This window comes from Streptosporangium sp. G11, assembly GCF_051192615.1.
Classification (GTDB): domain Bacteria; phylum Actinomycetota; class Actinomycetes; order Streptosporangiales; family Streptosporangiaceae; genus Streptosporangium.
Genome location: NZ_JBPJUQ010000011.1, coordinates 64,165 through 89,178 on the forward strand (window position 1 = coordinate 64,165; position 25,014 = coordinate 89,178).

A 25,014-nucleotide genomic window follows, 5' to 3' on the forward strand; every position below is an offset into this window, starting at 1 on the left:
GGTGGACGTCGCACGAGCCGCGGGGGTCTCGCTGGCGACCGCCTCCCGCGCGATGACCGGGAGCAGCGGGGTCAGCTCCACGCTCGCGGCGCACGTCCAGGCGGTGGCGGCCCAGGTCGGCTACATCCCCAACAGCCACGCCCGCGCCCTCGCCGGCGGGCAGGCCTCCATGATCGGGCTGATCGTCCACGACGTCGGCGACCCCTACTTCGCCGAGATAGCCCGGGGCGTGCTGCGCGAGACCGAGAGCCGCGGCTACATGGCCATGATCAGCCAGACCGAGCGCGACCCGCGCGCCGAGCTGGCGCGCATCCGCACGCTGCGCTCCCACCGGGTCACCTCGATCGTCCTGGCCGGATCGGGGTACGTCGAGGCGGATACCGAGGTCGACACCGCCGCCGAGCTGGCGTCCTTCAGCTCTGCGGGAGGCCGCGTGGCGGTGATAGGCCGCCACCACCTGCCGGTCGACGCGGTGCTGCCGGACAACCGCAACGGCGCGGAGACCATCATGCGCCACCTGCTGGGCCTCGGCCACCGCGACATCGGCGTGGTCGGCGGCCCGGCCAACCTCACCACCGTGGAGGACAGGCTCACCGGCCTGCGGAGCGCCGCCGAGGCGCACGGCCTGAGCTGGGAGGCGATCCCCGTCGTGCACGGCGACTTCACCCGCGAGGGCGGCGCGTCCTCGACCGCACGGCTGATGCGCCGGCACCCGGAGCTGACCGCGGTCATCGCGCTCAACGACCCGATGGCCGTCGGCGCGCTGTCCTGGCTGCTGCACGACGGCCGCCTGGTCCCCGGCGAGGTCTCGGTCGCGGGCTTCGACGACATCCCGGTGGCCGCCGACGTCTACCCGGGCCTGACCACGATCCGCCTGCCGATGATCGGCATGGGCCGGCAGGCGCTCGAACTCGTCCTCAAGCCTCCCGCCGCCCGGCCCCGGCGCCGGCGCACCGACCACGAGCTGGTCGTCCGCGCCTCCACCGGCCCGGTCCCCGCCAGGTCCGGGGCGGCCCGCCTCACCCGGTAGACCCACAGAGCCCGACAAACCCACAAAGCCCGGTAAACCCACGAAATCCGGTTGACCCGCGGAACCCGGCGAACCCGCGGCGGAGACCCGCGAAACGCCCCCCGAAATGGCGTGACCGTGCCGCGGCGCGGGGAGCCCGTTCCGCACCGTTCGGCGATCGCGACTGTTGACATCCCGATCTTCGGAGTTAACATCTGGCGCAGGCCCGAACGTAAGCGCTTTCGCAAGCGCTTACGGATCACTCACCCCCCGAGAGGATCCGGATGCCCGCTCTGCCCACCCCCCTCCGCCGGCTGCTGTCACCGGCGCTCGCCCTGGTCACCGGCCTGGGGTTCGCGCTGGTCGCCACGGCTCCGGCCGCCGCGGCGGCACCCCCCTGTCCCGCCCTCTGCGCCCTGGCCACCTTCGACGACTACGACAACGGCAGCCTGCGCTCGCAGGGAACCTGGCACGTCAACACCCCCGGCGCCGCCGACGGAGCCCTCGCGGGCGACGCGGTGCCCGCGGGTTTCTCCGGCAAGACCCTGATCGACAAACTGGACACCAGCGCCCAGCCGGTCCGCTATCGCGGCAACGCCTACGCCACCCTGGGCGACCTGGCCATCGCCGAGGGCGCCACCGGCACCCTCTTCCTGGAGTTCGCCGCCGATGACCCGGCCAAGACCGACGTCAGCCTGGGCCTGAGCGCCGACGAGTCCCCCGGCCTGGGCTTCGACACCACTGGCGACGAGCTCGACCTGGACGATTACGCCGTCCAGGTGCGCGTCAACGAGCAGGGCCTCGTCATCAGGGACGGAGGCCAGGACCGCGTCGCCGACAACGTCACCCTCACCCCCGGCGCGGTCTACCGGATCTGGGCCGTGGTCGACACCGCGGCCGACAGCTACCGCGTGCACGTCGCCGCGCCGGGCGGGCAGCCGGTGCGGGCCGCCGCGGGCGGCGACGACACCTTCGCCTTCCGGACCGGCGGCTCCGCCCCGCTGGTCACCTTCCTGCACCTGAACGACCCGGAGGATCCGCCGAGCGGGGTGTCCTACGTCGACAACATCCACCTCGACCCCGACGGCGCCACCCTGGACGACCCGACCCCCGCCTTCGACCAGGTCCTCGACCTGGAGGGCTACACCGCGGGCGCGCTGAACGGCCAGGACGGCTGGAGCACCTCGGGCGCGGCCGTCGTCGTCGCCGCCGACCCGAGGCAGGCCGGGAACCAGGCGATCCGCTTGACCGGCCCGAACCTGCGGGCGCACCGGGCGGTCCCCGCCATCGCCCCGGGCGCGAGCGGCACCCTCTTCTTCCGCTTCCAGCGGACCGGCAACGTCGACACCAGCGCCGGGCTGACCGACGCGGACGCGCCCGCCGCGTTCGGCGACTTCGAGGTCCAGGCCAACAGCCAGAACTCCGCCACGCTGAACGCCCGCGACAGGGGCGCCTTCGCCCCCGCGGGCACCTGGGCGCCCAACACCTGGCAGTGCGTGTGGCTGGTCGCCGACAACACGACCGACACCTTCGCGATGTACAGCAGGGGCGGCCCGTACGCGGTGACCACCCGGCTGCCCGCGGGCACCGAGAGGCGGTTCGGCTTCCGCAACGGCACCGCCGAGGCGCTGGACCGGTTCGCCGTGATCAACGGCGCGAACAGCGCCTCCGCCCTCTACTTCGACGACATCGCGGTCGACGCCGGCGGGGTCAACCTGCGGGTGCCCGGCGGCGCCGCCGACGCCTGCGGCGTGACCGACACGAGCGACCTGCCGCTGCCCGACCCGCTGCCCGGCGACCCCGTCGTCACCGGCCTCGGCGTCACCCTGCGGGAGTTCGTCACCATCCCCGCCAGCAACGCCACCGCGCCCCGGGCCCGGATCAACTACGCCGGCGAGATCCCCGACGGCTCCGGGCGGCTCTACGTGCCCGACCTGAACGGCAAGATGTACCTCGTCGTGAACGGCGCCCCGACGCAGTTCCTCGACGTCGCGGCCACCTTCCCCGACTTCCGGCTCAACCCCAACCTCGGGACCGGCTTCGGCTTCGTCACCTTCCATCCCGACTACCGGACCAACGGCAAGTTCTACACCGCGCACTCCGAGGCGGGCCCGGCGCTGACCACCCAGACGCCCGACCTGCCGTACCCGGCCGGCACCTCCGTGCACAACGTGATCACCGAGTGGACCGCGACCGACCCGGCCGCGAACACCTTCGCCGGCACCAGGCGCGAGGTCCTCAGGCTCGGCTTCGACACCTTCCTGCACGGCGTGCAGGAGATCGGCTTCAACCCGACCGCCGAGGCCGGGGACGCCGACCGCACCCTGCTCTACCTCGCCCTGGGCGACGGCGAGGAGACGCCGAACTTCACCACCGGGCCGCAGAACCTGGGCGTGCCACAGGGCAAGATCCTGCGCATCGACCCGGCGGGCACCGGCGGACCCGGCGGCGGGTACGGCGTGCCGCCCGGCAACCCCTTCGTGAACCGGACGGGCGCGCTCGGCGAGATCTACGCCTACGGCCTGCGCAACCCGCACCGGTTCAGCTGGGACCCGGCGACCGGCAAGATGTACGTCGGCATGATCGGCGAGGTCAACATCGACTCGGTCTACGAGGTGGAGGCGGGCGACAACTTCGGCTGGAACGAGCGCGAGGGCGGCTTCCTGTTCAAGAAGTCCGACCCGACCAACGTCTACCCGCTCCCCGCCGACGACGCGAAATACGGCTACACCTACCCGGTGATCAGCTACGACCACGACACCGGCAACGCGCTGGTCGGCGGCTTCGTCTACCGGGGCGAGGCGGTGCCGGAGCTCGTCGGCAAGTACGTCTACGGCGACATCGTCAGCGGCAGGATCTTCTACTCCGAGGTCGGGGAGATGGTCCGCGGCGCGAAGCTCGCCACGGTCAAGGAGCTGACGCTGTTCGACGCTGCCGAACGGCAGGTGACGATGCGGCAGCTGGCCGGGAACGACCGGGTCGACTTCCGCCTGGGCGTCGACGGCGACGGCGAGCTGCTCGTCCTGTCCAAGGCCAACGGCAAGATCTGGCGGGTCGCGCGGCCCCCGCAGCACGCCGACTGCGCCGTGGGCACCGCGAAGGTCACCGGCACCGCGGCCCAGGCGAGCTGGGCCCCGCGCACCCCCGCCAAGTGGAGCTTCCCCGGCGACGAGGTGATCCTGACCGAGGCCGGGACGGCCCCCGCCGGTCCGCGCCGCCCGTTCGAGTACGCCGTGCTCACCAAGGGCCCGGTCTTCGGATCGGTGCAGATCGACGCCGAGGTCAGGCTGGACGAGAGCGTGAGCGTCAGCAACCGGGACGTGATCGTCGTCTTCGGCCACCGGTCCGACACGGAGTACTACTACGTCCACCTGTCACAGGACAACACCATCTACCCGCACAACGGCATCTTCGTGGTGAACAACGCCGACCGGCTACGCCTCGACGACCAGTGGACCGGCGCGGTCGGCGCTCCCCCTGCGGTGACCGACGCCGACTGGCACCGGGTCCGCGTCCGGCACTGCGCCGACACCGGCGAGATCGCGGTCTATCTGGACGGCTCGGCGGTCCCGCTGATGACGGCCACCGACAAGACCTTCGCCTCCGGCCGGATCGGCTTCGGCTCGTTCGACAACTTCGGCCGGACCCGGGACTTCTCCGCCACCGGCACCGACCTGACCCCGAACCGGGCACCGGCCGTCGAGGCCGTGGCCGACCGGACCGCGAAGCTCGGCACCGAGCTGACGGTCGCGGTGACCACCTCCGACCCCGACGGGGACACCCTGACCCACGCGCTCGGCCAGGCGCCGGAAGGAGCCGTGATCGACGCCGCGACCGGCACGGTGAGATGGACGCCGGCCACCGTCCCCTCGGCCCCGGTGCCGTTCGAGGTGACGGTCTCCGACGGGGAGCTCTCGGCGAGGACGGCCTTCTCCGTCACGGTCGTCGACCCGAAGCTCTACTGCGAGGGGCTCAAGGCCACGATCGTCGGCACCTCCGGCAAGGACGTCCTGCGGGGCACCTCCGGTAATGACGTGATCGTCGGCCTGGCCGGCAACGACGTCGTCCACGCCCTCGGCGGCGACGACGTCGTCTGCGGCGGCGAGGGCAACGACATCGTCCACGGCGGCACCGGCGCCGACCGCCTCCACGGCGGGACGGGCTCCGACATCCTGTACGGCGGCTCCGGCGACGACGCCCTGTACCGCGACCGCGTGACCGACCTGCTGATCGGCGGGACGGGCTCCGACACCCTGACCTCCGAGCCGTGACACGGTCCCGGGCGAGGTGACCGGGAGCGCGGTGCGGGGACTGCCCGGTCCTCCCGTGCCGCGCTCCCATCACGAAGCGGCGTCGCCACGCGTGGTCGCCAAGCGGCGACCTCGACCGGTTACGCGCCGGCGGGCAGGCGTGTGTGCCGGGGGACGCGGCCGAACTTGCCGGAGTGGAAGTCGCGGTAGGCCTGTTCGATCTCGGCGCGAGTGTTCATCACGAAGGGGCCGCCGGCGTACACGGACTCACCGATGGGCCGCCCGGCGAACAGCATCACCTTGGTCTGTTCGTCACCGTCGCCGGTGGCCAGGGTCAGCGTGGTCGCGTCGCCCTGCCGGGACACCGGATCGGACCAGGCGATCTGCCCGGCGTGCACGGTCCGGCCGGCGATCGTCAGCCGGCCCGAGATCACGTACGCGAAGGCGCGCTGGTCCCCGTCGAGCAGCTGCCGGTACTCGGTCCTCGGGTCGAGCGTGATCACCATGCCCAGAATCGGCCAGTGATTGAGCGCCGGCCCGTGCGCCGCCCCGGTCTCCCCCGAGATCAGCTGGACCAGCACACCGTCCTCGGTGTGCACGGCGTGCATGCCGGCCCGCAGGTCCTGATAGCGGGTGGGTACCAGCTTCTGATGCGCCGGCAGATTGACCCACATCTGGATGATATGGGCCCGCTCGGAGCGGGCGGCGGCCTCACGGTGGATGATGCCCCGCCCCGCGGTCATCCACTGCACGTCCCCCGCCCTGAGCACACCGGCGTTGCCCATGCTGTCGCCGTGCTCCAGGGCCCCGTCCAGGATCAGGGTCACGGTCTCCATCCCGCGGTGCGGATGCCAGTCGAACCCCGGTTGGTTGACCAGCTCCTCCCCCATCACCAGAAATGGATCGGTCCAGGCGTTGTTGCCCGGTGCGATGATCAGCGCGCTGTGATCGGACATCGCGGTCGCACCGATGTGCACCTTGTCGAGAACCCGGTTCACCTTCCGGCTCGCCGGCGCGGTGTGCGTGGTCATGATGCCCCTCCCTTTCCTCGGTCATCAAAAGCATCCATCCGCCGATCCGGGTTGGCAAAGGACACCAAAGTTACTTACATTTGGAAAGTGACTACGCCACCCAACACTCCGATCGACGAGGAGAACTGCCACCGCATCCTGCGCGCGATCGACATCATCGGGACCCGCTGGACCGGGCCGATCCTGCTCGCCGCGTCCCGCGGCGCCCGCCGGTTCAAGGAGTACCGCGCCCTGGTGCCGGGCATCTCGGATCCGCAGCTCACGCTGCGACTCAAGCAACTCCAGGCCCGCGGGCTCATCGAACGCACGGTGATTCCCAGCATGCCGGTCCAGATCACGTACGCCCTCACCCCCGACGCCGAAGAGCTGATCTCCGCCCTTCAACCCTTGTCGCACTGGAGTGAGCGGCACCTCCCGCCCGACGACGCATGACCCGGACGGCTCCCCGCCGGTCCGGCACCGTCCGGGACCACGTCCGCCCGGCCGGATGACCCCACGGAGTTCGGGAAGACGGCCTCAGCCGGCCGTGGCCGTCGTAGACCATCTTCTCGTAAAGGGCCCCGCCGACGCCCTGGGCGACCCCGCCGTGGACCTGCCCCTCGACGATCATCGGGTTGATCAGCTTGCCGCGGTCATGGACGACGGCGTACCGCTTATCCCGATGACCAGTGCCGGAGTTCGGCGAGGCCAGAGCGAAGATCGAGGCGGCGGGAATGACCGAGCTGGCGGGCTGGACCGCCTTCGACCTCGGCCACCACGGCAAGGCACAACACCACTTCGGCCAGGCACTCAAGCTGGCGAAGGCAGGGAACGACCCCCTCGCGGGCGCCTGGGTGCTGATGACGCTGACCCAGCAGGCGATCTATCTACGGCAGCCCAGGTGGGCGTAATGGCCGGCCCGCGCCGTCGTCGACACCGCACGCCGGGCCGGAGCACCCCCACGCGTCATGGCGCTGATGCTGGTCGAGGAAGCCGGGGCGACAGCTTCGCGGAGCGGAGAGAGCGGGACTCCTGGCGGGCATGTCGCCAAGCAGGTCGAGTGACTGCTCGCCGAGGCCGAGCGCGCGCGTACGACCAGGGTTCCGACGACCGCGACCCGGAGTGGCTGGCCTCGTACGGCAGACCGGGGCTGGTCGCGGCCAGGGGCTGCTGCCGGCAGCAGATCGGCGAGCACCGGCGGGCGGCCGCCTTCGCGGAATCGGCGGTACAGGGCTACGACGGGCGCTTCATCCGTGCGGCGCAATTTGTCCAGGTCAACGCTGCTGAGGCGTACCTTGGGACGGGTGAACTGGAGCAGGGAATCACTCGCGCACGAGCCGCGATTCCGGCTATCAAAGCGTTGACCTCCCCTCGTCTGGTGGAACGCCCCCGACAGTTCGCCGATCGACTTGAGCCATACAAGGGCAGCATGACGGTCCGCGAGTTCCGCGACCATCTGAACCACGAACTCGCCGCCTAACCCTCACCCATCGGGTAGCCGGCGACATCGAAGCCCTCTGCGACGGGGTGGCGGTGATGACGTCCCTCGTTCGGCCGGAAGCATCGAGACCGCGACGGGCGCCGCGTAATGCCTGACCGGCGTAGCGGGATTTGCGATGATGGCCGGGCAGGGCTGCGGTTCACAGAGCGCGAAAGGGGTGAGGTGATGACGTACGACCCGAAATTGGCTGCCGCGCTGTCAGGTGCCACGCTCCGCCAGCTCGCGCATTGGCGTAAGACCGGCGCCAGACGGGGTGCGGTGCTGATACCGGAGATCTCCGGCACGCGGCCCGTCCTCTACTCCTTTCGCGATGTGGTGGCGCTGCGGACCTGCGTCAAGCTGCGTAACGACGCCTCACTGCAGAAGATCAGGCGGGCGCTCGACACGCTTCGTGACGATCTGAAGGAGCGCGACCATCTCTCGTCGTACACGCTGGTCGCCGACGGCAGCAGCATCTACCTGGCCGAGCCCGATCAGGCGGTCGATCTGGTACGGAAGAAGGCCAACGTGGTCATCCACGAGATGGTCGACGTCCTGCAGCCGTTCTACCGCGACGGCAGGCACATCCCACCGTTGCTCCGGCCTCGCGCGCACGTGACGGTGGACCCGGCGGTTCGCGGTGGGGTGCCCGTGATCGAGGGCACCCGCGTCCCCTATGACGAGGTCGCCGCATTGCTCAGGGACGGTGTCCTCCCGGAGCGGATCTCCGAGTACTACCCGAGCGTCACCGCCTCGGCGGCCCTGGATGCCGCTGATTTCGCCGACTACGTTGACAGTTACGATCCCCCCAAGGAGCCGCGTGAGGCTGCTGCTGGATGAGAACGTGTCCCGGCCGCTCCACCAGGCCATCGCCGCTTTCGTCCTGGGGCATGAGATCGTCCACCTGCTGGATCTCGATCGTTGGTCCGGAACACGGGATGAGAACCTCTATCCCCGGGCAGTCGCCGAGGGATTTCACGTCATCCTGACCAACGACGCCCGGCAGATGCAACGCCCCCGGGAGGTTGAGGCGATCGCCGTCTCCGGGTTGCATCGGATCGAATACCCGCACAAGCATCCCGGCCTCATCGGAATCGGCCTTGCGATCGCCACGGTCGCCGCCGGACTGCCCGCCGCCCTCGCTCTTCTCTCTGAAGCGGACGGGCAGCGTCTGGTGACCCTGCGCGGTGTCGACCCGACCCCGGCCAACCGCCTGCGCGTCGTCGACCCGGCCATGATCCCGCCGAAATACTGGCCGTCTCTGACGTGACCCCTCTGCCGTGGAGCCCGCGAATCGACGGACGGAAATCACGCGCATATCGGCTGCTACGCCTTCGGGGCCCACTCGGTGGCGAAGGTTTCCATCCGCCTGAGGACGAGATCCACGGCCGCGTGCTCTTCTCCTCCGGCGGGTAGTCGAACTTCGCGAGCAGGCGCCGGATGCGGGTGCGCAGCTTGGCGCGTACCGGCTCGCGCGAGAGCCGGTAGACGCCCAGGTTCTCGCGGATTGTCCGCGAGTAGCCCACAGGGGATCTACACGAGGGTGTCGTCTCCCGCAAGGACTTTCGCGAGGTCCTCATCGAGAGGAGACCTCGCTTGACCGCAACAACGGCGGGACCAGCAGCGATGCGGCCCCCCGGCGATAGAGGGCCGCGGGCCTGCCGGTCTCGGGAAAACGGCGTCCGCCCGTGGGTTCGAGGAATCCTTCCGTCCGCGTCATCTTTCTGCGGAAGTTGCTGGGATCGAGCTTGAATCCCCACACCGCCTCATAGATGTGGCGGAGGTCGCCAACCGTGAAAGGTTCAGGGCAGAACGCCGCGGCCACCGTGGTGTGCTCAAGCTGCGATCTTGCCCGTTCCAGTCCGTCGCGCAGTATCACGGCATGGTCGAAGGCCAGCGAGGTGTCGTTGGCGAGGGCGGATGAGATCGGCTCCCAGCGTGCCGCCGCGGCATCCGTGCCTGCGACGGGCAGCGGCATGTCGGGGCCGAGTGCCAGGTAGGCCACGGTGATGACTCTGCCCCGCGGATCGCGGTCCGGATCGCTGTAGGCATGCAACTGCTCTAGGTGCAGCTTACGGCCGTCGAGCCCGGTCTCCTCGCTCAATTCCCGCAGTGCCGCCTCGTCCAGAGTTTCCCCGTCGCGAACGAAACCGCCAGGTAGTGCCGACTGCCCCAGGTATGGCTGATTGCCTCGCTCGATCAGCAGGACCTGCAGTTGATCCTGCCGAACGGTGAGGATCACCAGGTCAACGGTCGCGGTGACCGATGCCCGTCTTCGACTTGATCTTTCTATCACAGCAACACTTTAGCTAAAGGTCACCTTGACTCAAAGTTCTCCGACAACTTATGGTCAAGTAGACCTAAACAGAGGGGCGGGAGGGCGGCGTGGCCCGATCGGAAGCAGCGCGAAACGAGCCGGAGCACCGCGGTTCCCTGAGGCAGGACACGGCCACCCGCCACCTCTGTGCTGGCGTTTATCTGGACCCCACCTTCTGTCGCGTCGTTCTTCGTCAGGTCCACAACGACACGGCACGAATGGTCGCCCCGTCGTACGGTTTTGACCTCGTCCCGGTCGTCAGGCACGCCTGGTGGGCATGGAGCCTGGAGATGGCGCAACACGTGTGCGTTCTGGCGGTCTTCGCGATCGGTTTCGCCGTCGATCCACTGGCCACCTTCACCCTCGCCAGCGGAGTCGGGTTCTGGTGTCTGTCCCGCCTGGTGGTCAGAAGTGCACGGGTGGTACTCCCCCTCCGGGCCAAGGCGGCGGTGAACAAATGGCTGCGGAAGACGAGGTGGCACAGCGAATCGGACGAACTCCGGCAGCAGGCACGCCTTCTGCGTCTCAGCAGTACGGGATGTGCCGTCCTGGTCGTGCTGCCGTTTTTGATGGCCGCGCTCTCCAGCGTTCCGCTGGACGACATGACAAGAGCGACGGCGTTACTAGCACTGCTGGTCGCCGTCGCAGTGGGCGGAAGAGGCGCCGCCTACCAATGGCACCTCAATCGCATGCACAAAGCAGACTCGCTGGAACCGCAGAAACTCACCTTGCGCCTGCAGGCGATCGAGGACCAGCAGTCTCACCCCTACGTGGTCTACCGCAGGCCCCTGCCGCCGGCGGACGAAGCGGAACCGGAGGATCTCCTCGTCTTTAAGTTGGTCGACGAGGATCAGAGCCCATTCGTAGGCAGCGGCGAGCTTGTGCACCGCTGGCTCCCCCCACTCACCATCCAGCTCCTCCGATCGATGAAAGACATGGCGGATCTCAAGGAACACAAATCAATGGAGGAGCTGGAGCCTCCGACACCACGTTTTGAGGCTCACGAGCTCGTGGAATATTTGAAGACCGCGATGGGCCCCATGGGGGATGATAACGATCCGACCGGGTTGCGCGGGTTCACCATGCGGGACCGGTTGTACATCGCCGAGGCCGATGTGCCACCTCGACCTGAATGGCTACGGAAGCGGCCTGATCAGAATGACATAGACAAAATCATCGATGATCCATACGACGCCGTTCACCACTTTCTGGAGATCGGTGCCAGCGCCACCGGCGAGTTGGTCACAACGATCTTCCTTCGAGTCACAGTCAAGGGCCGAGCGCTTAGTCTCGATTTCGCCGCCTGCGCCCTGACCCGCACGCCCGTCGAGTATCACGTGCTCAATGCCTTCGCGGAGAGCGGCACGAGCGCGGTGGTGCGCTCCACGTTGCGCAGGCTGTTCGACCTTCCCGTCGAAATGGCAGGAACATGGCACCTGGTTGAGGCTCCCCTGCTCTTGGCCAGAGCCGTGCGAGCCCGAAAGAACCGCATGCTAAAACCCCGGCGAGGGATGGCCATCGGTGCCAAATTGAGCGTTCGGGAAGAGAAATCCACCCCATGGAAGCATTCGCAGCTGGATGAGGTAACCATCCACGATCACATGAAGCTTATCGAACAACGTCTACTCAAAGCGGTCGAAGATTTTCTCGAATTACATGATCTTGACACCTCTACGTTCAAGAAAAGGGCGACCAGCATCATCAACACAGGCGTGCTGAATATGGGAGGAAGGACCGAGATCAAACAGTCGGCGATAGGCCCTAACTCACAGGTACGTGCGGACACTCGCGAACCCGACAAGAACACCGAACAGTCCTCGAAAAACGAAGGAGATCAGTGATGAACAGCAACAGCGGCATTGTCAACTATGGGGGATCCATGGAGGTCAGCCAGTCCGCGGTCGGGCACGGAGCGACGGTCAACGTGTCGGCCGACCGCGAGCAGAAGGCACGACACGGCAAGCGTGCCGACGTGGGGGTGATCACCGTACTCGGCAAGGAGGCCAAAGCGGTTTACGAGGTGCTCGGCCTGCAGCGGGCCCGCAACGGCAACCTTCCCTTCTTTGAGGGGACCGTGAACGTTCGGGACGCGGTTACCCGGGTCGCCGCCATCCGGGCGCTGTCCCAGGGGCAGCGGTCGACCGTCATGGCCTTCGACCACCTCCGTCGGAACTACAACCCAGCCGTTGTCGTACTGGTCGGAGTCGGTGGAGGCATCCACTCGGACGTCGAAATCGGCGACGTCGTCGTAACTCCCCGGGTCGTTTACTACGACCTCCGCAAGGAGACCCCGGACGGGCAGCGGCGCAGAGGCGAGGAGCGCGAAGCACCGGCTGCGATCGGCCATGCCATCAACTCTTTCTTCATCGACTACGACGAGCCGGCCGATTTCCAGACCACCGACCCCAAGGGCATCACGCGTGAGTACCGAGCGCTCACCGGGCCGATCGGCTCGGGCGAAGCAGTGATCGCCGATGCCGAGTCGGAGATCATCCGATATTTGAAAGCCTTCAACGACAAGATCCTCGCCGTGGACATGGAGGCCGGGGGTCTGACGCAGGCATTCCACGAGCAGGACGGGGCCCCGGCCGTACGCGGCTGGGTCGTCGTGCGCGGAATCTCCGACGATGCCAGCCCGACCAAGAACGACGGCTACCACGACATCGCCGCGCGACACGCGGCAACCGTCCTGCACACTCTCCTCCCCTACCTGCATCTGCCGACAACCGGCGCGACCTGACGTCCTTGTTCTCCTGGCGACCACCGACGAAGGAGGTGAACATGAACGAGTTCACACTCGGTGTGGTGAGCTCCCTCCTCGCCACTGTCCTCACCCTCGTGGGAGGCTGGATCTTCTCCGTGCGTTCCCGCCGGTGGCCGGTCGCGATTCTGTCCCGGCTGACAGGTCTGGGAGTCCGGCGCGTCATCTCACGGCAGCGCCTGGCTTCCAGTGAACTGACGACCGAGCTGACCCGTGCGCGTTGGGTGCGTGTCCTCGCCGGACGCGGCAACGAACTGACACGCGACGGGTTCGCCGCGGTCTGGGAAGCAGCGGGCAGGCGTCTGGAATTCGTGCAGGTCCTGCTGCCCGACACCGACCTCGGCCCCGGCTCCTGGCTCTCCAGGCGAGAGGAGGAGATGCGCCGTGTGGATCTGGGCTTCTCCCCCGGCCTGCTCGCCGAACAGGTGCGCGTCAACGCCGCTTACGTGAGCGAGGTCGCCCGGCACCGCGAGAACGTCTCGCTACGGTTCTACGACCTGCCCAACGTGCACCGCGTCATCGTCACCGACCACGTCGCCTACCTGACCATCTACCGGCAGGCGGAACACGGCCGCAACTCCCCGTGCATCGTCGCCCGCCGTCCCGGGCTGATGTACGACTACGCGCTGATCCTCTTCGGCACCGCCTGGGACCACGGCCGTCCGGCCGAGTGATCCCGCGGATCTCCCGGAGACAACCTCGTCATTCCGGAGACGCCTCCTGTCCGGCCGAGAAGGTCCGCCCCTGGGAGCCCTGATGACGCCAAGCCTCAGCCCCTGGCAGCGTGGCGCAGGTCGAACAGGTCCGACGGGGAGATCGGCATCCTGTCGATCCTGATGCCCTCCGCGTCCTCGATCGCCGAGGCGATCACCGCCGAGACCGGGATGACCCCCGCCTCGCCCGCGCCCTTGATACCAAGGGGATTGAGCGGGGACGGGGTCTCCAAGTGGGCGGTCTCGATGAAGGGCACCTCGGTGGCGTACGGCATCAGGAAGTCCATGAACGAGGCGTTCAGCAGCTGGCCGTGGCCGTCGTAGACCATCTTCTCGTACAGGGCCCCGCCGACGCCCTGGGCGACCCCGCCGTGGATCTGGCCCTCGACGATCATCGGGTTGATCAGCCTGCCGCAGTCGTGGACGACGGCGTAGCGCAGGATGCGGATCTCGGCGGTGAGCGGATCGGTCTCGACGATGGCCGCGTGCATGCCGGAGGCGAAGGTCGAGCGGATCGGCGAGTAGTAGTCGCGGCCCTCCAGCCCCGGCTCCTCCCCCTCGGCCACCGGCGGCCGGTCGTAGGACGCGGCGCCCGCGAACTGGGTGGCCCTGGCCGCCTCCTCGTCGAAGGCGTAGCGCAGCGGGTTGGACAGCACCGCCACGGTCGCCAGCGGGATCGAGGCGCCGGGGGTGCCCGCCACGCGCACCTCCCCGTCGACGATCTCCAGGTCGCGGGGGTCGGCCTCCAGCGCGTCGGCGGCGATCCGCAGTGCCTTCTCCCTGACCTTCCTGCAGGCCAGCGCGATCGCGTTGCCGCTCATCACCGCGGCGCGCGAGGCGAACGTGCCGACCGCGTAGCCGAATCTGCGGGTGTCGCCGGTGACGACCGAGACCCGCTCCATCGGCACGCCCAGCTCGGACGCGGCGATCTGCGCGAACACCGTCTCGTGGCCCTGGCCCTGCGAGGTGAGGCCGGTGGAGACGTGCACCCGGCCGTCGGAGGTGATCTGGACGTGCCCGCCCTCGTACGGGCCGACGCCGGTGCCCTCGACGTAGCAGCCGACGCCGATCCCGATCGTGCGGCCCTCCTCGGCGGCGCGGGCCTTCAGCGCCGGGAAGTCGTCCCAGCCGATCAGCTCCTTGAGCATCCGCAGCGACTCGGGGTAGTCGCCGCTGTCGTAGATCAGCGGGCGGCCGTCCTGGAAGATCAGGCCCTGGTCGTAGGGGAACTCGTCCGGCTGGATGAAGTTGACCGCGCGCACCGCGGTGCGGTCGGCCCCGAGGTACTCGGCGATGTGGTCCATGGTGCGCTCCATGCAGAAGACCCCCTGGGGGCGGCCCGCGCCCCGGTACGGGGTGACCTGCACGGTGTTGGTGTAGATCGAGGAGAACTCGACCCGGTAGGCGCCGATCCGGTAGGGGCCGAGCAGCTGGGTGGAGGTGATGATCGGCACGATGATCCCGTACGGCGTGTAGGCGCCGTGGTCGTGCAGGATCTCGACGTCCAGGCCGAGCACCCGGCCCTCGTCGTCGAAGCCGACCCGGACCGACTGCACCTGGGCCCGCTCGTGCGCGGAGGAGATGAAGTGCTCGCGCCGGTCCTCGGTCCACTTGACCTCGCGGCCGAGCGTGATCGCCGCCCACGGGACCAGGATCTCCTCCGGCCACGGGTGCACGATCTTCACGCCGAACCCGCCGCCCACGTCGGGGGCGATCACCTCGACCTTCGGCAGCGGCAGGCCGAGCTTGGCCGCGATGGCCATGCGGACGCTGGTGGAGGTCTGGGTGCTGGAGTGGACGCGCAGGGAGTGGTCGTCGGCGTCCCAGCGGGCGTGCACGCCGCGTCCCTCCAGCGGCATGGACGCGCTGCGCTCGATGTCGAGCCGGAACGACAGCGTGTGCGGCGCGGCGTCGACGGCCTCGCGCGCGCCGAGCCCGGCGGCCGAGGGCACCTCCTGGACCAGGTGCGCGCCGACGTTGCCCGGCACGCCCTCGTGGACGAGCTGGGCGGACTGCGCGGCCTCCTCCACGCCGACCACCGGTTTGAGGACCTCGTAGTCGACCTGGATGAGCGCGCAGGCGTCCTCGGCGAGGTAGCGGTCGCGGGCCACGACCATCACGACGGGCTCGCCGACGTGCCTGACGATCTCGCGGGCCAGCGGGTACGCGGTGCGGCCGTGGGTGAGCGCCGGGTGCGGGATGAGCAGCGGCAGCGGCTGGGCGAGCGCGCCGGGCAGGTCCTCCCAGGTGTAGATCGCCACCAGTCCCTCGACCTCGATGGCGGCCGAGACGTCGATGTCGCGGATCCTGGCGTGGGCGTGCGGGGACCTGACGAACGCCGCCTCCAGCGCCCCGGCTCCCAGGTCGTCGAGATAGAGGCCCTTCCCGGTCAGCAGCCGGGGGTCCTCGCGCCGGGTGACCGGTTCGCCGAACAGTTTCGTGGTCATGATCGCCTCACCTGACGGCCCGCCGGGACGTGTCTCCCGCCGCACCCACCCGGGAATCCCCCGAACCCGCCCGGGGAATCCCCGAGTCCGCCCGGGGATTCGCCACACGTGCTCACGAAGCGCCCGCCGTGCCGGCTCACGACTCCTCCGCCAGGATCTCGGCCGCGCGGTGGACGGACTTGACGATGTTCTGGTAGCCCGTGCACCGGCACAGGTTGCCGGAGATGCCCTCCAGCACCTCCTCGTCGGTCGGCGCCGGGTTGTCGCGCAGCAGCGCGGTCACCGTGCACAGGAAGCCGGGGGTGCAGAAGCCGCACTGCAGGCCGTGGCACTCGGCGAAGGCCCGCTGCACCGGCGACAGCGCGCCGTCACCGCCGGCGAGCCCCTCGACGGTGGTGATGTCGCGCCCGTCCACGGTGACCGCGAACGTCAGGCAGGAGCGGACGGGCTCGCCGTCCAGCAGCACCGTGCAGCACCCGCAGACACCGTGCTCGCACCCGACGTGCGTGCCGGTCAGGCCGAGGTCGTGCCGCAGGCAGTCGGACAGCAGCCGCCGCGCCGGGACCTCCGCCTGCCGGAGCACCCCGTTGACGGTCAGAGTGATCTCATGCATCTGCGGCCTCCCTGGCGGCGTCACGGAGTGCCTGCTCGGTGAGGACCCCGGCGAGGTGCCGCCGGTAGGCGGCGGTCGCGTGGATGTCGGCCTCGGGGTCGACCCGTTCCCGTACGGCGCGGGCCGCCGAGGCCCAGTCCGCCGAGGCGGACGGGCGGTGGCCGACGGCCTCGGAGACGTCGACGAGCAGCGGGACGGGGCCGAGACTCACGCACGCCACCGTGGCCGAGGTGATCCTCAGGTCGTCGTCCAGGACGACCAGCGCCGCGATCCCGGCCAGGGCGTAGTCGCCGTGCCGCCGGGCGATCTCGCGGAACGCGGTGCCCGAGCGCGGGGGCGGCGCGGGGAAGAACGCGGAGACGGCCAGCTCGCCCGGGTCGATCGCCGACTCCAGCGGGCCGGTGAAGAAGTCGTCGGCGGGGACGTCCCTGACGGCGCCGGACCGTGCCAGCCGTACCGAGCCCCCCAGCAGGGCGAGGACGGCGGGCAGCTCGGCGGCGGGGTCGGCGTGGGCCAGGCTGCCGACGACGGTCCCCCGGTTGCGGATCACCGGGTGGGCCACCAGCCGGAGCGCCCGGCGCAGCAGCGGCTGGGCGGCGGCGACCGGTTCGTGCCGTTCCACCTGGGCGTGCCTGGCCAGGGCTCCGACCCGGACGCCCTCCGGCGCGACGTCGACGAACGCCAGCTCCGGCAGCCGGTTGATGTCGACCAGGTGGGCGGGGGCGGCCAGCCGCATGTTCAGCAGCGGGATCAGGCTCTGCCCCCCGGCGAGCACCTTGCCGTGCTCCCCGGCCCCGGCGAGGGCGTCGAGCGCCTCGCCGAGGGAGCGGGGTGCGTGGTATTCGAACGGGGGTGGCTTCACCCGGTGACCTCTCGTCGCGGCTCGGACACCTCTGGACCGGCGCCGCCACCGGTGCCGCCCCGCCCGGCGAAGACCCGGAGCAGGTGGTAGCCGGCCACCACCACGATGGTGCCGAAGGCGATGCCCTCCAGCGGAAAGTCCGATCCGATCATATGCGTGACCGGGCCGATGGCGAGGATGATCCCGGCCCCGATCGGGACGAGGTTGACGGGGTCGGCGAAGTCGACCCGGTTCTCGATCCAGATCTTCGCGCCGAGCAGGCCGATCATCCCGTACAGGATGACGGTGATGCCGCCGAGCACGCCGCCCGGCGTGGCCGCGACCAGCGCGCCGAACTTGGGGCAGAGCCCGAACAGGATCGCGATGACGGCGGCGATGTAGTAGGCGGCCGTCGAGTAGACGCGGGTGGCGGCCATGACGCCGATGTTCTCGGCGTAGGTGGTGGTCGGGGAGCCACCGAAGGTGCTGGCGACGACGGTGGCGGCGCCGTCGGCGGCGACCGCCCGGCCCATGTACGGGTCGACGTCGGTCTTGGTCATCTCACCGACGGCCTTGACGTGGCCGACGTTCTCGGCGAACAGCGCGATCGCGGCCGGCAGGACCAGCAGCACGGCGGAGAACCTGACGTCGGGGAGGTGCATGCTCGGCAGGCCGATCCAGTCGGCCGACGCCACGGCGTCGAAGCTCACCCTGGGGTGCGTGTCGACCGCGCCGGTGCCCGCGTTGAAGGCGGTGATGTCCCCGAAGACCCTGTCGGCCACCCAGGAGAGGATGAAACCGACGAGCAGGCCGAGCAGGATGCCGATCCTGCCGATGAAGCCCTTGAACAGGCCGATGATGACGAACGTCACGACCATCGTGATCAGCGCGATCCACTGGTCCTGCTTCCAGTAGACGTCGGCGACCACGTACGCCAGGCCGAAGCCGATCAGCATGACGACGGCGCCGGTGACGACCGGCGGGAAGATCCGATGGATCACCCCCACGCCCAGGAAGTGCACGGCCACGCCCAGCAGCGCGAGGATCAGGCCGACGACCAGGATGGCGCCGGTGACGATCGCGTCGACGGCGGGGGTGTCGCCGCCGAAGAGCCCTCGGATGGAGGCCACACCGGCCACGAAGGACGCGCTGGTCCCGAGGTAGCTGGGGATCCTGCCCTTCACGATGAGCAGGAACATGATCGTTCCGATGCCCGAGAACATGATGGCGACGTTGGCGTCGAGTCCCATCACCAGGGGGAAGACGAAGGTCGCGCCGAACATCGCCACGACGTGCTGCGCTCCGAACCCGACCATGCGCGGCCACGACAGCCGTTCGTCGGGTCTGACCACCTCTCCCGGGGCGAGTGTCTTGCCGTCGCCGTGTTTCGTCCAACCTGCAACCATCGAGCCCCACCTTTCACCGGGCCGTCGGTCGGTGGCCACCCCGCGGGCATCCCTCCGGCGAATCCCCTTTACAGCCGTTGCGGGCACGTTAGGACTGAAGCGATGCCCTTACATCGTCATGATCTGCCAAATCTGAGGGGCCGACCAGTGGATACCTCGCGCACGGCGCACCTGCCTGCCCGGTGAGGATCGCGTACGGGCATACCGGCCGGCCCGGCGAGAATCGCGTACGGCGTATCTGCCTGCCCGGTGAGGGTCGCGTACGGCGCGCGCTACTTCGCGACCACGTGAATCTCGAAGCCGTCTCCGGCCACCACCTGGCCGTCGCGGATCTTGCAGGTCTTGCGGAGCTCGACCTCGCCGTCCACCAGCACGTTGCCGTCGGCGATGAAGTGCTTGGCCTGGCCCCCCGTATCGGTGACGCCGCAGTATTTGAGCAGGTCGCACAGCGGGATGAATTCGGTTTCCAGCTCGAAGGTCTCGTTCACGCCGAACAGCTTAGATCCCGCGCATCCTGAGAACATGCAGGGCGAGGGTGAGGTTCAGGCGCAGGTGGGCGTCCTCGGTGAAGCCGCCGAGCATGCGCTCCAGCTTGCCGATCCGATAGCGCAGCGTGTTGTAGTGGAAGTGCAGCCTGCGCGCCGTCTCGGCCACGTTGAGGTTGGTCTCCAGCAGCACCTGCAGCGTGCGGCGCAGGTCGGCGTTCTCCGCGTCGTCGTCGGAGGCGAGCGGGCCGAGGGTCTCGCGGACGAAGGCGTGCAGCTCGGCGGTGTCGTTGACCAGGGACAGCAGCCGGTAGACGCCGAGCTGGTCGAAGTGCGCGACCGCGCCGTTGCCGTGGAGCTGGCGGCCCACCCGCGCGGCCTTCAGCGCCTGACCGTACGCCTCGGGCAGCGCCTCGGCCCCGACGGCGGTGCGGCTGGCACCGGTGGAGAAGGTGGCGGGCAGGGACTCGGAGAAGGCCGCGGCGGCGTCCTTGGCCAGGCGGCCCGCGTCGACGGACGCGTCCACGATGGTGACGACCTCGTGGGAGAACCCGGCCACCGCGCCGCGCGCGTCGTGGCGGCGCATCGCGCCGGTCCAGCAGGTGACCAGGCGGTCCTGGGCGGCGCGCTCGTCGCCCTCGGGGTCGAGCTCGGCCACCAGCACGGTGACCGGGCGCTGCAGGTCCCAGCCGAAGGCCCTGGCCCGGGAGGCGACCCGTTCCGAGCCCCCCGCCCTGCCGGTGAGCACGTCGCGCAGGAAGTCGGCGCGGTACTTGCTCTCGACGGCGTTGACCGCCTCCTGCCGGGTCACCACCAGCGCGGCGACCGTGGCGGCACGTTCCAGAATGCCGACGTCGCTGTCACCGATCGACCCGACCGGGCCGCAGGCGACGATCCTGCCGTGGTGGTGACCGCCCGCCACGACCGGCACCGAGGCGTGGCGTCCCTCGGGCGCGTCGCGCAGCGCGGCCACGTGCTCGACGGGCCCGGCCGCGGCCAGCACGTGCCCCGTCCCGTCCAGCACGGCCACCCCCACGCCCAGCAGCCCGGCGACCTCCGCCGTCACCTCGCGCAGCCCGCCCCCGGCGAGCACGACCTGGACCAGCGCCCGGTGCGCCTCCTCGGCCCTGGCCAGCACGGCGGCCTGGCGGTTGAGGATGTCGGTCAGGACCTGGTTGAGGATGTCGTCGAAGCCGACGTCGTCGGGAAGCTGGATCAGCGGGAAGCCCAGCCGGTCGGCCTGCTCCACCATCTCCTCGGGCAGCTCGTCGAGATAGCGGCCGAGCTTGACGGCCAGCGCGGCCAGGCCGCGCTCGTCGAGGTCGGCCACCAGCCTGCCGAGCGACTGGGGCGTGTTGCGCAGCGGGTAGCCGGTGGTGAGCAGCAGCTCGTGCGGCTTGACCCAGGCCAGGACGTCGGGCACCTCCATCACGTTGAGGCGCTGCACGACGCGGTCCAGGCCCCGTTCCCCCGCGATCAGCCGGGCTCCCGCCAGCGTCGAGACACCGAGGACCTCGCCGACGGCGACGCCGTGAATGATCGTTCCGGTGCTCGCCGGGCGCACGGGGGGTTCCATGAGGTGATTGTGACTGATGGACCCGTCTGTCAGGAAGAGCCAACCTTTGAGCAGACTGTTGGCACCTTTCTCCGTACGGCCTGCCTCCACGCCCGTTCTACCGTCGGCTCAATGGATGGGGGAGTCCGTGAGCGAGCGAACCGCTGGAGAGAGCACCTTCATACCCACGGGGCCTGCCGAGGAGCGCTCATGACCGTTGGAACACGCCCGAGGACGCAGCGCGTGCACGCGCGGACGCACAGGACCGGCGCGGCCAGCACGTCCCTGCGCCAGATGCTGGAGGCTCCCCGCCGCCCGGCGCGGGTGCTGGCGGCCTTCCCCTCCGGCGTCTACCTTGAGGTACGCACGGAGCTGGAACCGCAGGTCATCGCGGTGGTGACCGGGGACGCCACCCGCCTGCCCAACTCCATGGTGGTCACCGACCCGATGCCGCGGGTCGCGGTGGGCGACGAGGCGTCCGTCGGAGACGGCTCGATCGACGTCGGGCGGCTCAGCCTGCGGGCCCACCGCTGGTGGAACCCGGCCCCGCCGCTCGGCGCCGTGGACACGGCACGGCTGGCCCGCTCGCTGCCGGCCCTGGTGGAGCAGTGCGAGCGGTCGCCGAGGCGTCCCGGGCTGGAGGGCAACGGCGCGGCGGGCCTGCTGACCCAGGGGTGCGCCGAGGGCTCGCTGCTGAAGAGCGTGGTGGCCGCCGAGCAGCTGGTCGGTTTGGGTCCCGGGCTCACGCCGAGCGGCGACGACGTGCTCGCGGGGCTGCTGGTCGCGCTGCGCCACCTGGGCGGGGCGGCGGGGGCGAGTCGAGCCGTCTGGCTGGCCGACTGGCTCGCCGCGGCGGTCACCTTCGACGTGCGCGGCAGGACCACCCCGATCTCGGCGGCGCTGCTGCAGTGCGCCGCCAGGGGCGAGGCCAGCGGCGAGGTGCTGGCCGTACTGCGGGGCCTGGCGGGACGGCAGTCCCTGGAGGCCTCGCTGCACCGCCTCCTGCAGCTGGGCCACACCTCGGGGGCCGACCTGGCGTGGGGACTGCGGATCGGGCTCGCGGCGGTGATCGATCTGGAAGACGGGGGCGATTGTGAGTACTGATGTGGTCCGGACGCGTACGGGGGTCTACCACGACTCCGTGAGCCTGATGCGGATCAGCCGCGCGGCGGGCGCGCTGCCCGGCGTGGAGGTCGCGGTGGTGGCGATGGCCACGGAGCTCAACCTCGGGATCGCCGCCGAGCTGGGTTTCGCCCTTCCCCCTGCCGCTCCCGCCGACCTGCTGATCGCGTTGCGCGGGGAGGCGGACGCCCTGGAGGCCGCGTCCGCGGAACTGGACGGGCTGCTGGCCGCGCTGTCGACCCCGTCCGCCGCCGGCGGCACCGCGGAGCGTCCCCCGCGCACCGTCCGCGCCGCGGCCCGCGAGCGCGCCGCCACCCTGGCCCTGGTCTCGGTGCCGGGCCCGCACGCGTTCGCCGAGGCGCTGGACGCGGTCGAGGCGGGCCTGTCCGTGATGATCTTCAGTGACAACGTCCCGGTCGAGCAGGAGGTGCTGCTCAAGAGGCGCGCCGCCGAGCGCGGCGTGCTGGTCATGGGTCCCGACTGCGGCACCGCGGTGATCGGCGGGGCGGGGCTCGGCTTCGCGAACGTCCTGCGCCCCGGCCCGGTCGGGCTGGTGGCCGCCTCGGGGACGGGTGCGCAGCAGGTGACCTGCCTGCTCGACCTGGCCGGTGTGGGGGTGTCCCACGTGCTGGGCGTGGGCGGTCGCGACCTGTCCGCGGAGGTGGGCGGGCTGTCCACCCTGCGTGCCCTGGAGGCACTCGACGCCGACCCCGCCACCGAACTGATCGTCCTGATCTCCAAACCTCCGGCCCCCGAGGTCGCGCGGGTCGTCGAGAAGGCCCTCGCGAAGCTCGGCACGCCGGTCGTGACCGCCCTGCTCGGTCCCGGCCAGGACGACCTGACCTCGGTGACCGAGGCCGCCCTGCGCACCCTCGGTGTCCTGGTCCCCACCTGGCCCTCCTGGCCCGCCCCCGGGACGGCCGGCGCGGCACCCGGGCTTTCCGCGACGGGCGGCGAGAGAGCCGGGCTCCCGGAGGCGGGCGGCGAGAGAGCCGGGAGGAACCTGCGGGGGATCTACTCGGGCGGGACGCTGTGCGTGGAGGCGCGGCTGATCGCCGGGACCGGCGAGTTCACCGACTTCGGCGACGACGCCTACACGGTCGGCAGGGCCCACCCGATGATCGACCCGACGCTCCGCCTGGAGGCCCTGGCCGAGGTGCCGCCGGGCGACGTCGTCCTGCTCGACGTGGTGCTCGGCCACGGCGCCGACCCCGATCCCTCCGCCAGGCTCGCGCCCGCGATCGCCGAGGCCGTCGCGAGAGGTGTCACGGCGGTGGTCGCGCTGGTCGGCTCCGAGGGCGACCCGCAGGGGCTGGCCGCGCAGGCGGGGGCCCTGAACGCGGCGGGGGCCGCGGTGTTCACGTCCAACGCCGGGGCCGCCGGGTACGCCGCGCGGGCGGCCGCGGGGATCGCCGCGAACGCCCGTTGACCGTTCGCGGCGAAGGCGGAGATTTCCGGGCCGGTTCCGGACTCGTTCCGGGCTCGTTCCAGGTTCAAGGAGAACTGATGACGTTGTCCATGCTTTCCGGCGAGCCGGAAGTGATCACGGTGGGGGCCGACGTGCTCGGCGAGGCGCTGGACGCGCAGGCCGTCTCGCGGGTCCGGGTGGACTGGCGCCCGCCGATGCCCGGCACCGAGGCGGACCTGGCCAGGGTGCTGGCCGACCCGCGCAGGGTCCGCGCCAACGAGACGGCCGTGGGCCGCCTGGTCTCGGCGCGCCCGCAGCTCGTCGGGGTACGGCCCGCGCACGAGGTGCTCGACCTGCCCAGGGGCACGTTCCTGCACGCGGGCCCGCCGATCGAGTGGGAGCGGGCGTCGGGCCCGATGCGGGGCGCGCTCATCGGGGCGATGCTGCTGGAGGGGCTGGCCGCCGACGCAGAGGAGGCCGAGGAGCGGCTGGCCGCCGGGCGGGCCCGGTTCGACTCCTGCCACCACCACCGGACCGTCGGGCCGATGGCGGGCGTGGTCGCCCCGTCGATGTGGATGTTCGAGGTGCGCGACGCCGAGCACGGCGGCACCGCCTACTGCTCGCTCAACGAGGGCCTGGGCAAGGTGCTGCGGTACGGCGCGTACGGCCCCGAGGTGCTGGAGCGGCTGCGCTGGATGGCCGAGGTGCTCGGCCCGGTGCTCCAGGCCACCCTGGAGCGGAGCGGGCCGCTCGACCTCAGGTCGCTGGCCGCGCAGGCCCTGCAGATGGGCGACGAGCTGCACAACCGCAACCGCGCCGCCACCTCGCTGCTGGTGCGCGAGCTGGCCCCCCACGTGGTGGAGGCCGCTCCCGGCCACGCCGCCGAGGTCCTGCGCTTCGTCAACGGCAACGACCACTTCTTCCTCAACGCGGGCATGGCCGCGTGCAAGGTCGGCACGGACGCCGCGAGGAACATCCCCGGCTCCACGATGGTCGTCGCGATGGCCCGCAACGGCACGGACTTCGGGGTCCAGGTCTCCGGGCTGGGCGACCGCTGGTTCACCGGCCCGGCGGGCGTGCCGGACGGCCTCTATCTGGGCGCGTACGGCCCCGGCGACGCCAACCCCGACATCGGCGACTCGACGATCACCGAGACGGCGGGACTGGGCGGCTTCGCGATGGCCGCGGCCCCGGCGATCGTGAGGTTCGTCGGCGGGAACGTGTCGGACGCGATGGCGGCCACCCGGTCCATGTACGAGATCACCCTGGCCGAGCATCCCGCGTACCAGATCCCGGGACTGGACTTCCGGGGCACTCCGGTCGGCGTCGACGTCACGCTGGTCGCCAGGACGGGTTTGCTGCCCACCGTGAACACCGGCATCGCCGGACGGGTCGCGGGAACCGGGCAGGTCGGCGCGGGGCTGGTCAGCCCGCCCGCCTCGGCCTTCACCTCGGCCCTGGCCGCGCTGGCCGAGGCAGCCGATCATGAACATACGGCTACTTAGTGATCTTTTGTCTATTAAGATTGGGTAAAGCTGACAATTCCTCCATCCGCAGGTAGCATTCGGCGACGTCGGAGCGCGGACGCAGGCTCAGT

The 25,014-nt window shown here is 70.3% G+C and carries 22 protein-coding genes; 13 read left to right on the forward strand and 9 right to left on the reverse strand.

All coding sequences use genetic code 11. The annotated features are described in order from the left end of the window. Position 1 precedes the first annotated feature (1 nt). Both ACSDR0_RS13940 and ACSDR0_RS13945 read left to right on the forward strand, forming a co-directional pair. Entirely contained in the window at positions 2–1,030 is a 1,029-nt protein-coding gene (locus tag ACSDR0_RS13940) for a LacI family DNA-binding transcriptional regulator (RefSeq protein ID WP_435289201.1), read from the forward strand. A 263-nt stretch (positions 1,031–1,293) separates the two neighbouring features. Further along, positions 1,294–5,280, forward strand: a complete 3,987-nt coding sequence (locus tag ACSDR0_RS13945; RefSeq protein WP_435289202.1) for a PQQ-dependent sugar dehydrogenase — start codon at positions 1,294–1,296, stop codon at positions 5,278–5,280. 119 nt (positions 5,281–5,399) lie between these two features. Here the strand turns inward: ACSDR0_RS13945 and ACSDR0_RS13950 are convergent, their stop codons facing one another. Beyond that, positions 5,400–6,290 (reverse strand): pirin family protein, encoded by an 891-nt coding sequence (locus tag ACSDR0_RS13950; protein ID WP_435289203.1) that lies wholly within the window; start codon positions 6,288–6,290, stop codon positions 5,400–5,402. A gap of 87 nt (positions 6,291–6,377) precedes the next feature. On the opposite strand from ACSDR0_RS13950, the gene ACSDR0_RS13955 reads away from it, so the two are divergent. Continuing rightward, on the forward strand, positions 6,378–6,722 hold the full coding sequence (locus tag ACSDR0_RS13955) for a winged helix-turn-helix transcriptional regulator (protein ID WP_435289204.1): 345 nt from the start codon (positions 6,378–6,380) through the stop codon (positions 6,720–6,722). Here ACSDR0_RS13955 and ACSDR0_RS13960 read toward each other — a convergent pair. Then, on the reverse strand, positions 6,637–7,053 hold the full coding sequence (locus tag ACSDR0_RS13960) for a molybdopterin cofactor-binding domain-containing protein (protein WP_435289205.1): 417 nt from the start codon (positions 7,051–7,053) through the stop codon (positions 6,637–6,639). The genes ACSDR0_RS13955 and ACSDR0_RS13960 overlap by 86 nt on opposite strands. Here ACSDR0_RS13960 and ACSDR0_RS13965 point away from each other — a divergent pair. From ACSDR0_RS13965 to ACSDR0_RS13980, 4 genes are all read left to right on the forward strand, one after another. Beyond that, positions 6,959–7,180 carry a hypothetical protein gene (locus ACSDR0_RS13965; RefSeq protein WP_435289321.1) on the forward strand — a complete coding sequence of 74 codons (222 nt, stop codon included), beginning with the start codon at positions 6,959–6,961 and terminating at the stop codon, positions 7,178–7,180. The two genes, ACSDR0_RS13960 and ACSDR0_RS13965, sit on opposite strands and share 95 nt — an antisense overlap. A gap of 149 nt (positions 7,181–7,329) precedes the next feature. After that, complete coding sequence (locus ACSDR0_RS13970; protein WP_435289206.1) at positions 7,330–7,749, forward strand: hypothetical protein; 420 nt, start codon at positions 7,330–7,332, stop codon at positions 7,747–7,749. Between the two features lie 186 nt (positions 7,750–7,935). Further along, positions 7,936–8,589 carry a DUF433 domain-containing protein gene (locus tag ACSDR0_RS13975; protein ID WP_435289207.1) on the forward strand — a complete coding sequence of 218 codons (654 nt, stop codon included), beginning with the start codon at positions 7,936–7,938 and terminating at the stop codon, positions 8,587–8,589. Further along, positions 8,570–9,019 carry a DUF5615 family PIN-like protein gene (locus tag ACSDR0_RS13980; RefSeq protein ID WP_435289208.1) on the forward strand — a complete coding sequence of 150 codons (450 nt, stop codon included), beginning with the start codon at positions 8,570–8,572 and terminating at the stop codon, positions 9,017–9,019. Before ACSDR0_RS13975 ends, ACSDR0_RS13980 begins: the two co-directional genes overlap by 20 nt. Positions 9,020–9,325: 306 nt before the next feature. On the opposite strand, the gene ACSDR0_RS13985 is transcribed toward ACSDR0_RS13980, so the two are convergent. Further along, on the reverse strand, positions 9,326–9,991 hold the full coding sequence (locus tag ACSDR0_RS13985; protein ID WP_435289209.1) for an NUDIX hydrolase: 666 nt from the start codon (positions 9,989–9,991) through the stop codon (positions 9,326–9,328). Between the two features lie 365 nt (positions 9,992–10,356). Between ACSDR0_RS13985 and ACSDR0_RS13990 the strand changes: the two genes are divergently transcribed. Genes ACSDR0_RS13990 through ACSDR0_RS14000 form a run of 3 tightly spaced genes read left to right on the forward strand, consistent with a single transcriptional unit; the run spans position 10,357 to position 13,501 of the window. Beyond that, positions 10,357–11,907, forward strand: a complete 1,551-nt coding sequence (locus ACSDR0_RS13990) for a hypothetical protein (RefSeq protein WP_435289210.1) — start codon at positions 10,357–10,359, stop codon at positions 11,905–11,907. Then, complete coding sequence (locus tag ACSDR0_RS13995; protein WP_435289211.1) at positions 11,907–12,806, forward strand: hypothetical protein; 900 nt, start codon at positions 11,907–11,909, stop codon at positions 12,804–12,806. Before ACSDR0_RS13990 ends, ACSDR0_RS13995 begins: the two co-directional genes overlap by 1 nt. 41 nt (positions 12,807–12,847) lie before the next feature. After that, positions 12,848–13,501, forward strand: a complete 654-nt coding sequence (locus ACSDR0_RS14000; protein WP_435289212.1) for a hypothetical protein — start codon at positions 12,848–12,850, stop codon at positions 13,499–13,501. 95 nt (positions 13,502–13,596) lie between these two features. Here ACSDR0_RS14000 and cutA read toward each other — a convergent pair whose 3' ends face one another. The 6 genes from cutA to ACSDR0_RS14030 all read right to left on the reverse strand — a co-directional run bounded on the left by cutA (position 13,597) and on the right by ACSDR0_RS14030 (position 20,908). Next, positions 13,597–15,987 (reverse strand): aerobic carbon-monoxide dehydrogenase large subunit, encoded by a 2,391-nt coding sequence (gene cutA, locus ACSDR0_RS14005; RefSeq protein WP_435289213.1) that lies wholly within the window; start codon positions 15,985–15,987, stop codon positions 13,597–13,599. Positions 15,988–16,123: 136 nt separating this feature from the next. After that, positions 16,124–16,600, reverse strand: coding sequence for a (2Fe-2S)-binding protein (locus ACSDR0_RS14010; protein WP_435289214.1), 477 nt, complete (start codon positions 16,598–16,600; stop codon positions 16,124–16,126). Beyond that, the gene (locus ACSDR0_RS14015; RefSeq protein ID WP_435289215.1) at positions 16,593–17,462 is read right to left on the reverse strand and encodes an FAD binding domain-containing protein; all 870 of its coding nucleotides are present in this window, start codon (positions 17,460–17,462) and stop codon (positions 16,593–16,595) included. Before ACSDR0_RS14015 ends, ACSDR0_RS14010 begins: the two co-directional genes overlap by 8 nt. Beyond that, positions 17,459–18,847 carry a uracil-xanthine permease family protein gene (locus ACSDR0_RS14020; protein ID WP_435289216.1) on the reverse strand — a complete coding sequence of 463 codons (1,389 nt, stop codon included), beginning with the start codon at positions 18,845–18,847 and terminating at the stop codon, positions 17,459–17,461. The genes ACSDR0_RS14015 and ACSDR0_RS14020 overlap by 4 nt, the downstream gene beginning before the upstream one ends. 272 nt (positions 18,848–19,119) lie before the next feature. Continuing rightward, positions 19,120–19,335, reverse strand: coding sequence for an RNA-binding S4 domain-containing protein (locus tag ACSDR0_RS14025; RefSeq protein WP_435289217.1), 216 nt, complete (start codon positions 19,333–19,335; stop codon positions 19,120–19,122). Positions 19,336–19,345: 10 nt separating this feature from the next. Continuing rightward, entirely contained in the window at positions 19,346–20,908 is a 1,563-nt protein-coding gene (locus tag ACSDR0_RS14030; protein WP_435289218.1) for a PucR family transcriptional regulator, read from the reverse strand. A gap of 189 nt (positions 20,909–21,097) precedes the next feature. Here ACSDR0_RS14030 and ACSDR0_RS14035 point away from each other — a divergent pair, with 189 nt between their 5' ends. The 3 genes from ACSDR0_RS14035 to ACSDR0_RS14045 all read left to right on the forward strand — a co-directional run bounded on the left by ACSDR0_RS14035 (position 21,098) and on the right by ACSDR0_RS14045 (position 24,922). After that, complete coding sequence (locus ACSDR0_RS14035) at positions 21,098–21,991, forward strand: DUF2877 domain-containing protein (RefSeq protein ID WP_435289219.1); 894 nt, start codon at positions 21,098–21,100, stop codon at positions 21,989–21,991. Continuing rightward, a complete protein-coding gene (locus ACSDR0_RS14040; RefSeq protein WP_435289220.1) occupies positions 21,981–23,438 on the forward strand; it encodes an FdrA family protein in 1,458 nt (485 codons plus the stop codon). The genes ACSDR0_RS14035 and ACSDR0_RS14040 overlap by 11 nt, the downstream gene beginning before the upstream one ends. A gap of 77 nt (positions 23,439–23,515) precedes the next feature. Next, the gene (locus tag ACSDR0_RS14045; RefSeq protein WP_435289221.1) at positions 23,516–24,922 is read left to right on the forward strand and encodes a DUF1116 domain-containing protein; all 1,407 of its coding nucleotides are present in this window, start codon (positions 23,516–23,518) and stop codon (positions 24,920–24,922) included. Positions 24,923–25,014 lie beyond the last annotated feature (92 nt).

Coding starts and splice junctions, on each gene's coding strand:
- ACSDR0_RS13945 (WP_435289202.1), top strand. CDS start 1,294: ATGCCCGCTCTGCCCACCCCCCTCCGCCGGCTGCTGTCACCGGCGCTC.
- ACSDR0_RS13950 (WP_435289203.1), bottom strand. CDS start 6,290: ATGACCACGCACACCGCGCCGGCGAGCCGGAAGGTGAACCGGGTTCTC.
- ACSDR0_RS13975 (WP_435289207.1), top strand. CDS start 7,936: ATGACGTACGACCCGAAATTGGCTGCCGCGCTGTCAGGTGCCACGCTC.
- ACSDR0_RS13990 (WP_435289210.1), top strand. CDS start 10,357: ATGGCGCAACACGTGTGCGTTCTGGCGGTCTTCGCGATCGGTTTCGCC.
- ACSDR0_RS13995 (WP_435289211.1), top strand. CDS start 11,907: ATGAACAGCAACAGCGGCATTGTCAACTATGGGGGATCCATGGAGGTC.
- ACSDR0_RS14000 (WP_435289212.1), top strand. CDS start 12,848: ATGAACGAGTTCACACTCGGTGTGGTGAGCTCCCTCCTCGCCACTGTC.
- cutA (WP_435289213.1), bottom strand. CDS start 15,987: ATGACCACGAAACTGTTCGGCGAACCGGTCACCCGGCGCGAGGACCCC.
- ACSDR0_RS14010 (WP_435289214.1), bottom strand. CDS start 16,600: ATGCATGAGATCACTCTGACCGTCAACGGGGTGCTCCGGCAGGCGGAG.
- ACSDR0_RS14020 (WP_435289216.1), bottom strand. CDS start 18,847: ATGGTTGCAGGTTGGACGAAACACGGCGACGGCAAGACACTCGCCCCG.
- ACSDR0_RS14030 (WP_435289218.1), bottom strand. CDS start 20,908: ATGGAACCCCCCGTGCGCCCGGCGAGCACCGGAACGATCATTCACGGC.
- ACSDR0_RS14035 (WP_435289219.1), top strand. CDS start 21,098: ATGACCGTTGGAACACGCCCGAGGACGCAGCGCGTGCACGCGCGGACG.
- ACSDR0_RS14045 (WP_435289221.1), top strand. CDS start 23,516: ATGACGTTGTCCATGCTTTCCGGCGAGCCGGAAGTGATCACGGTGGGG.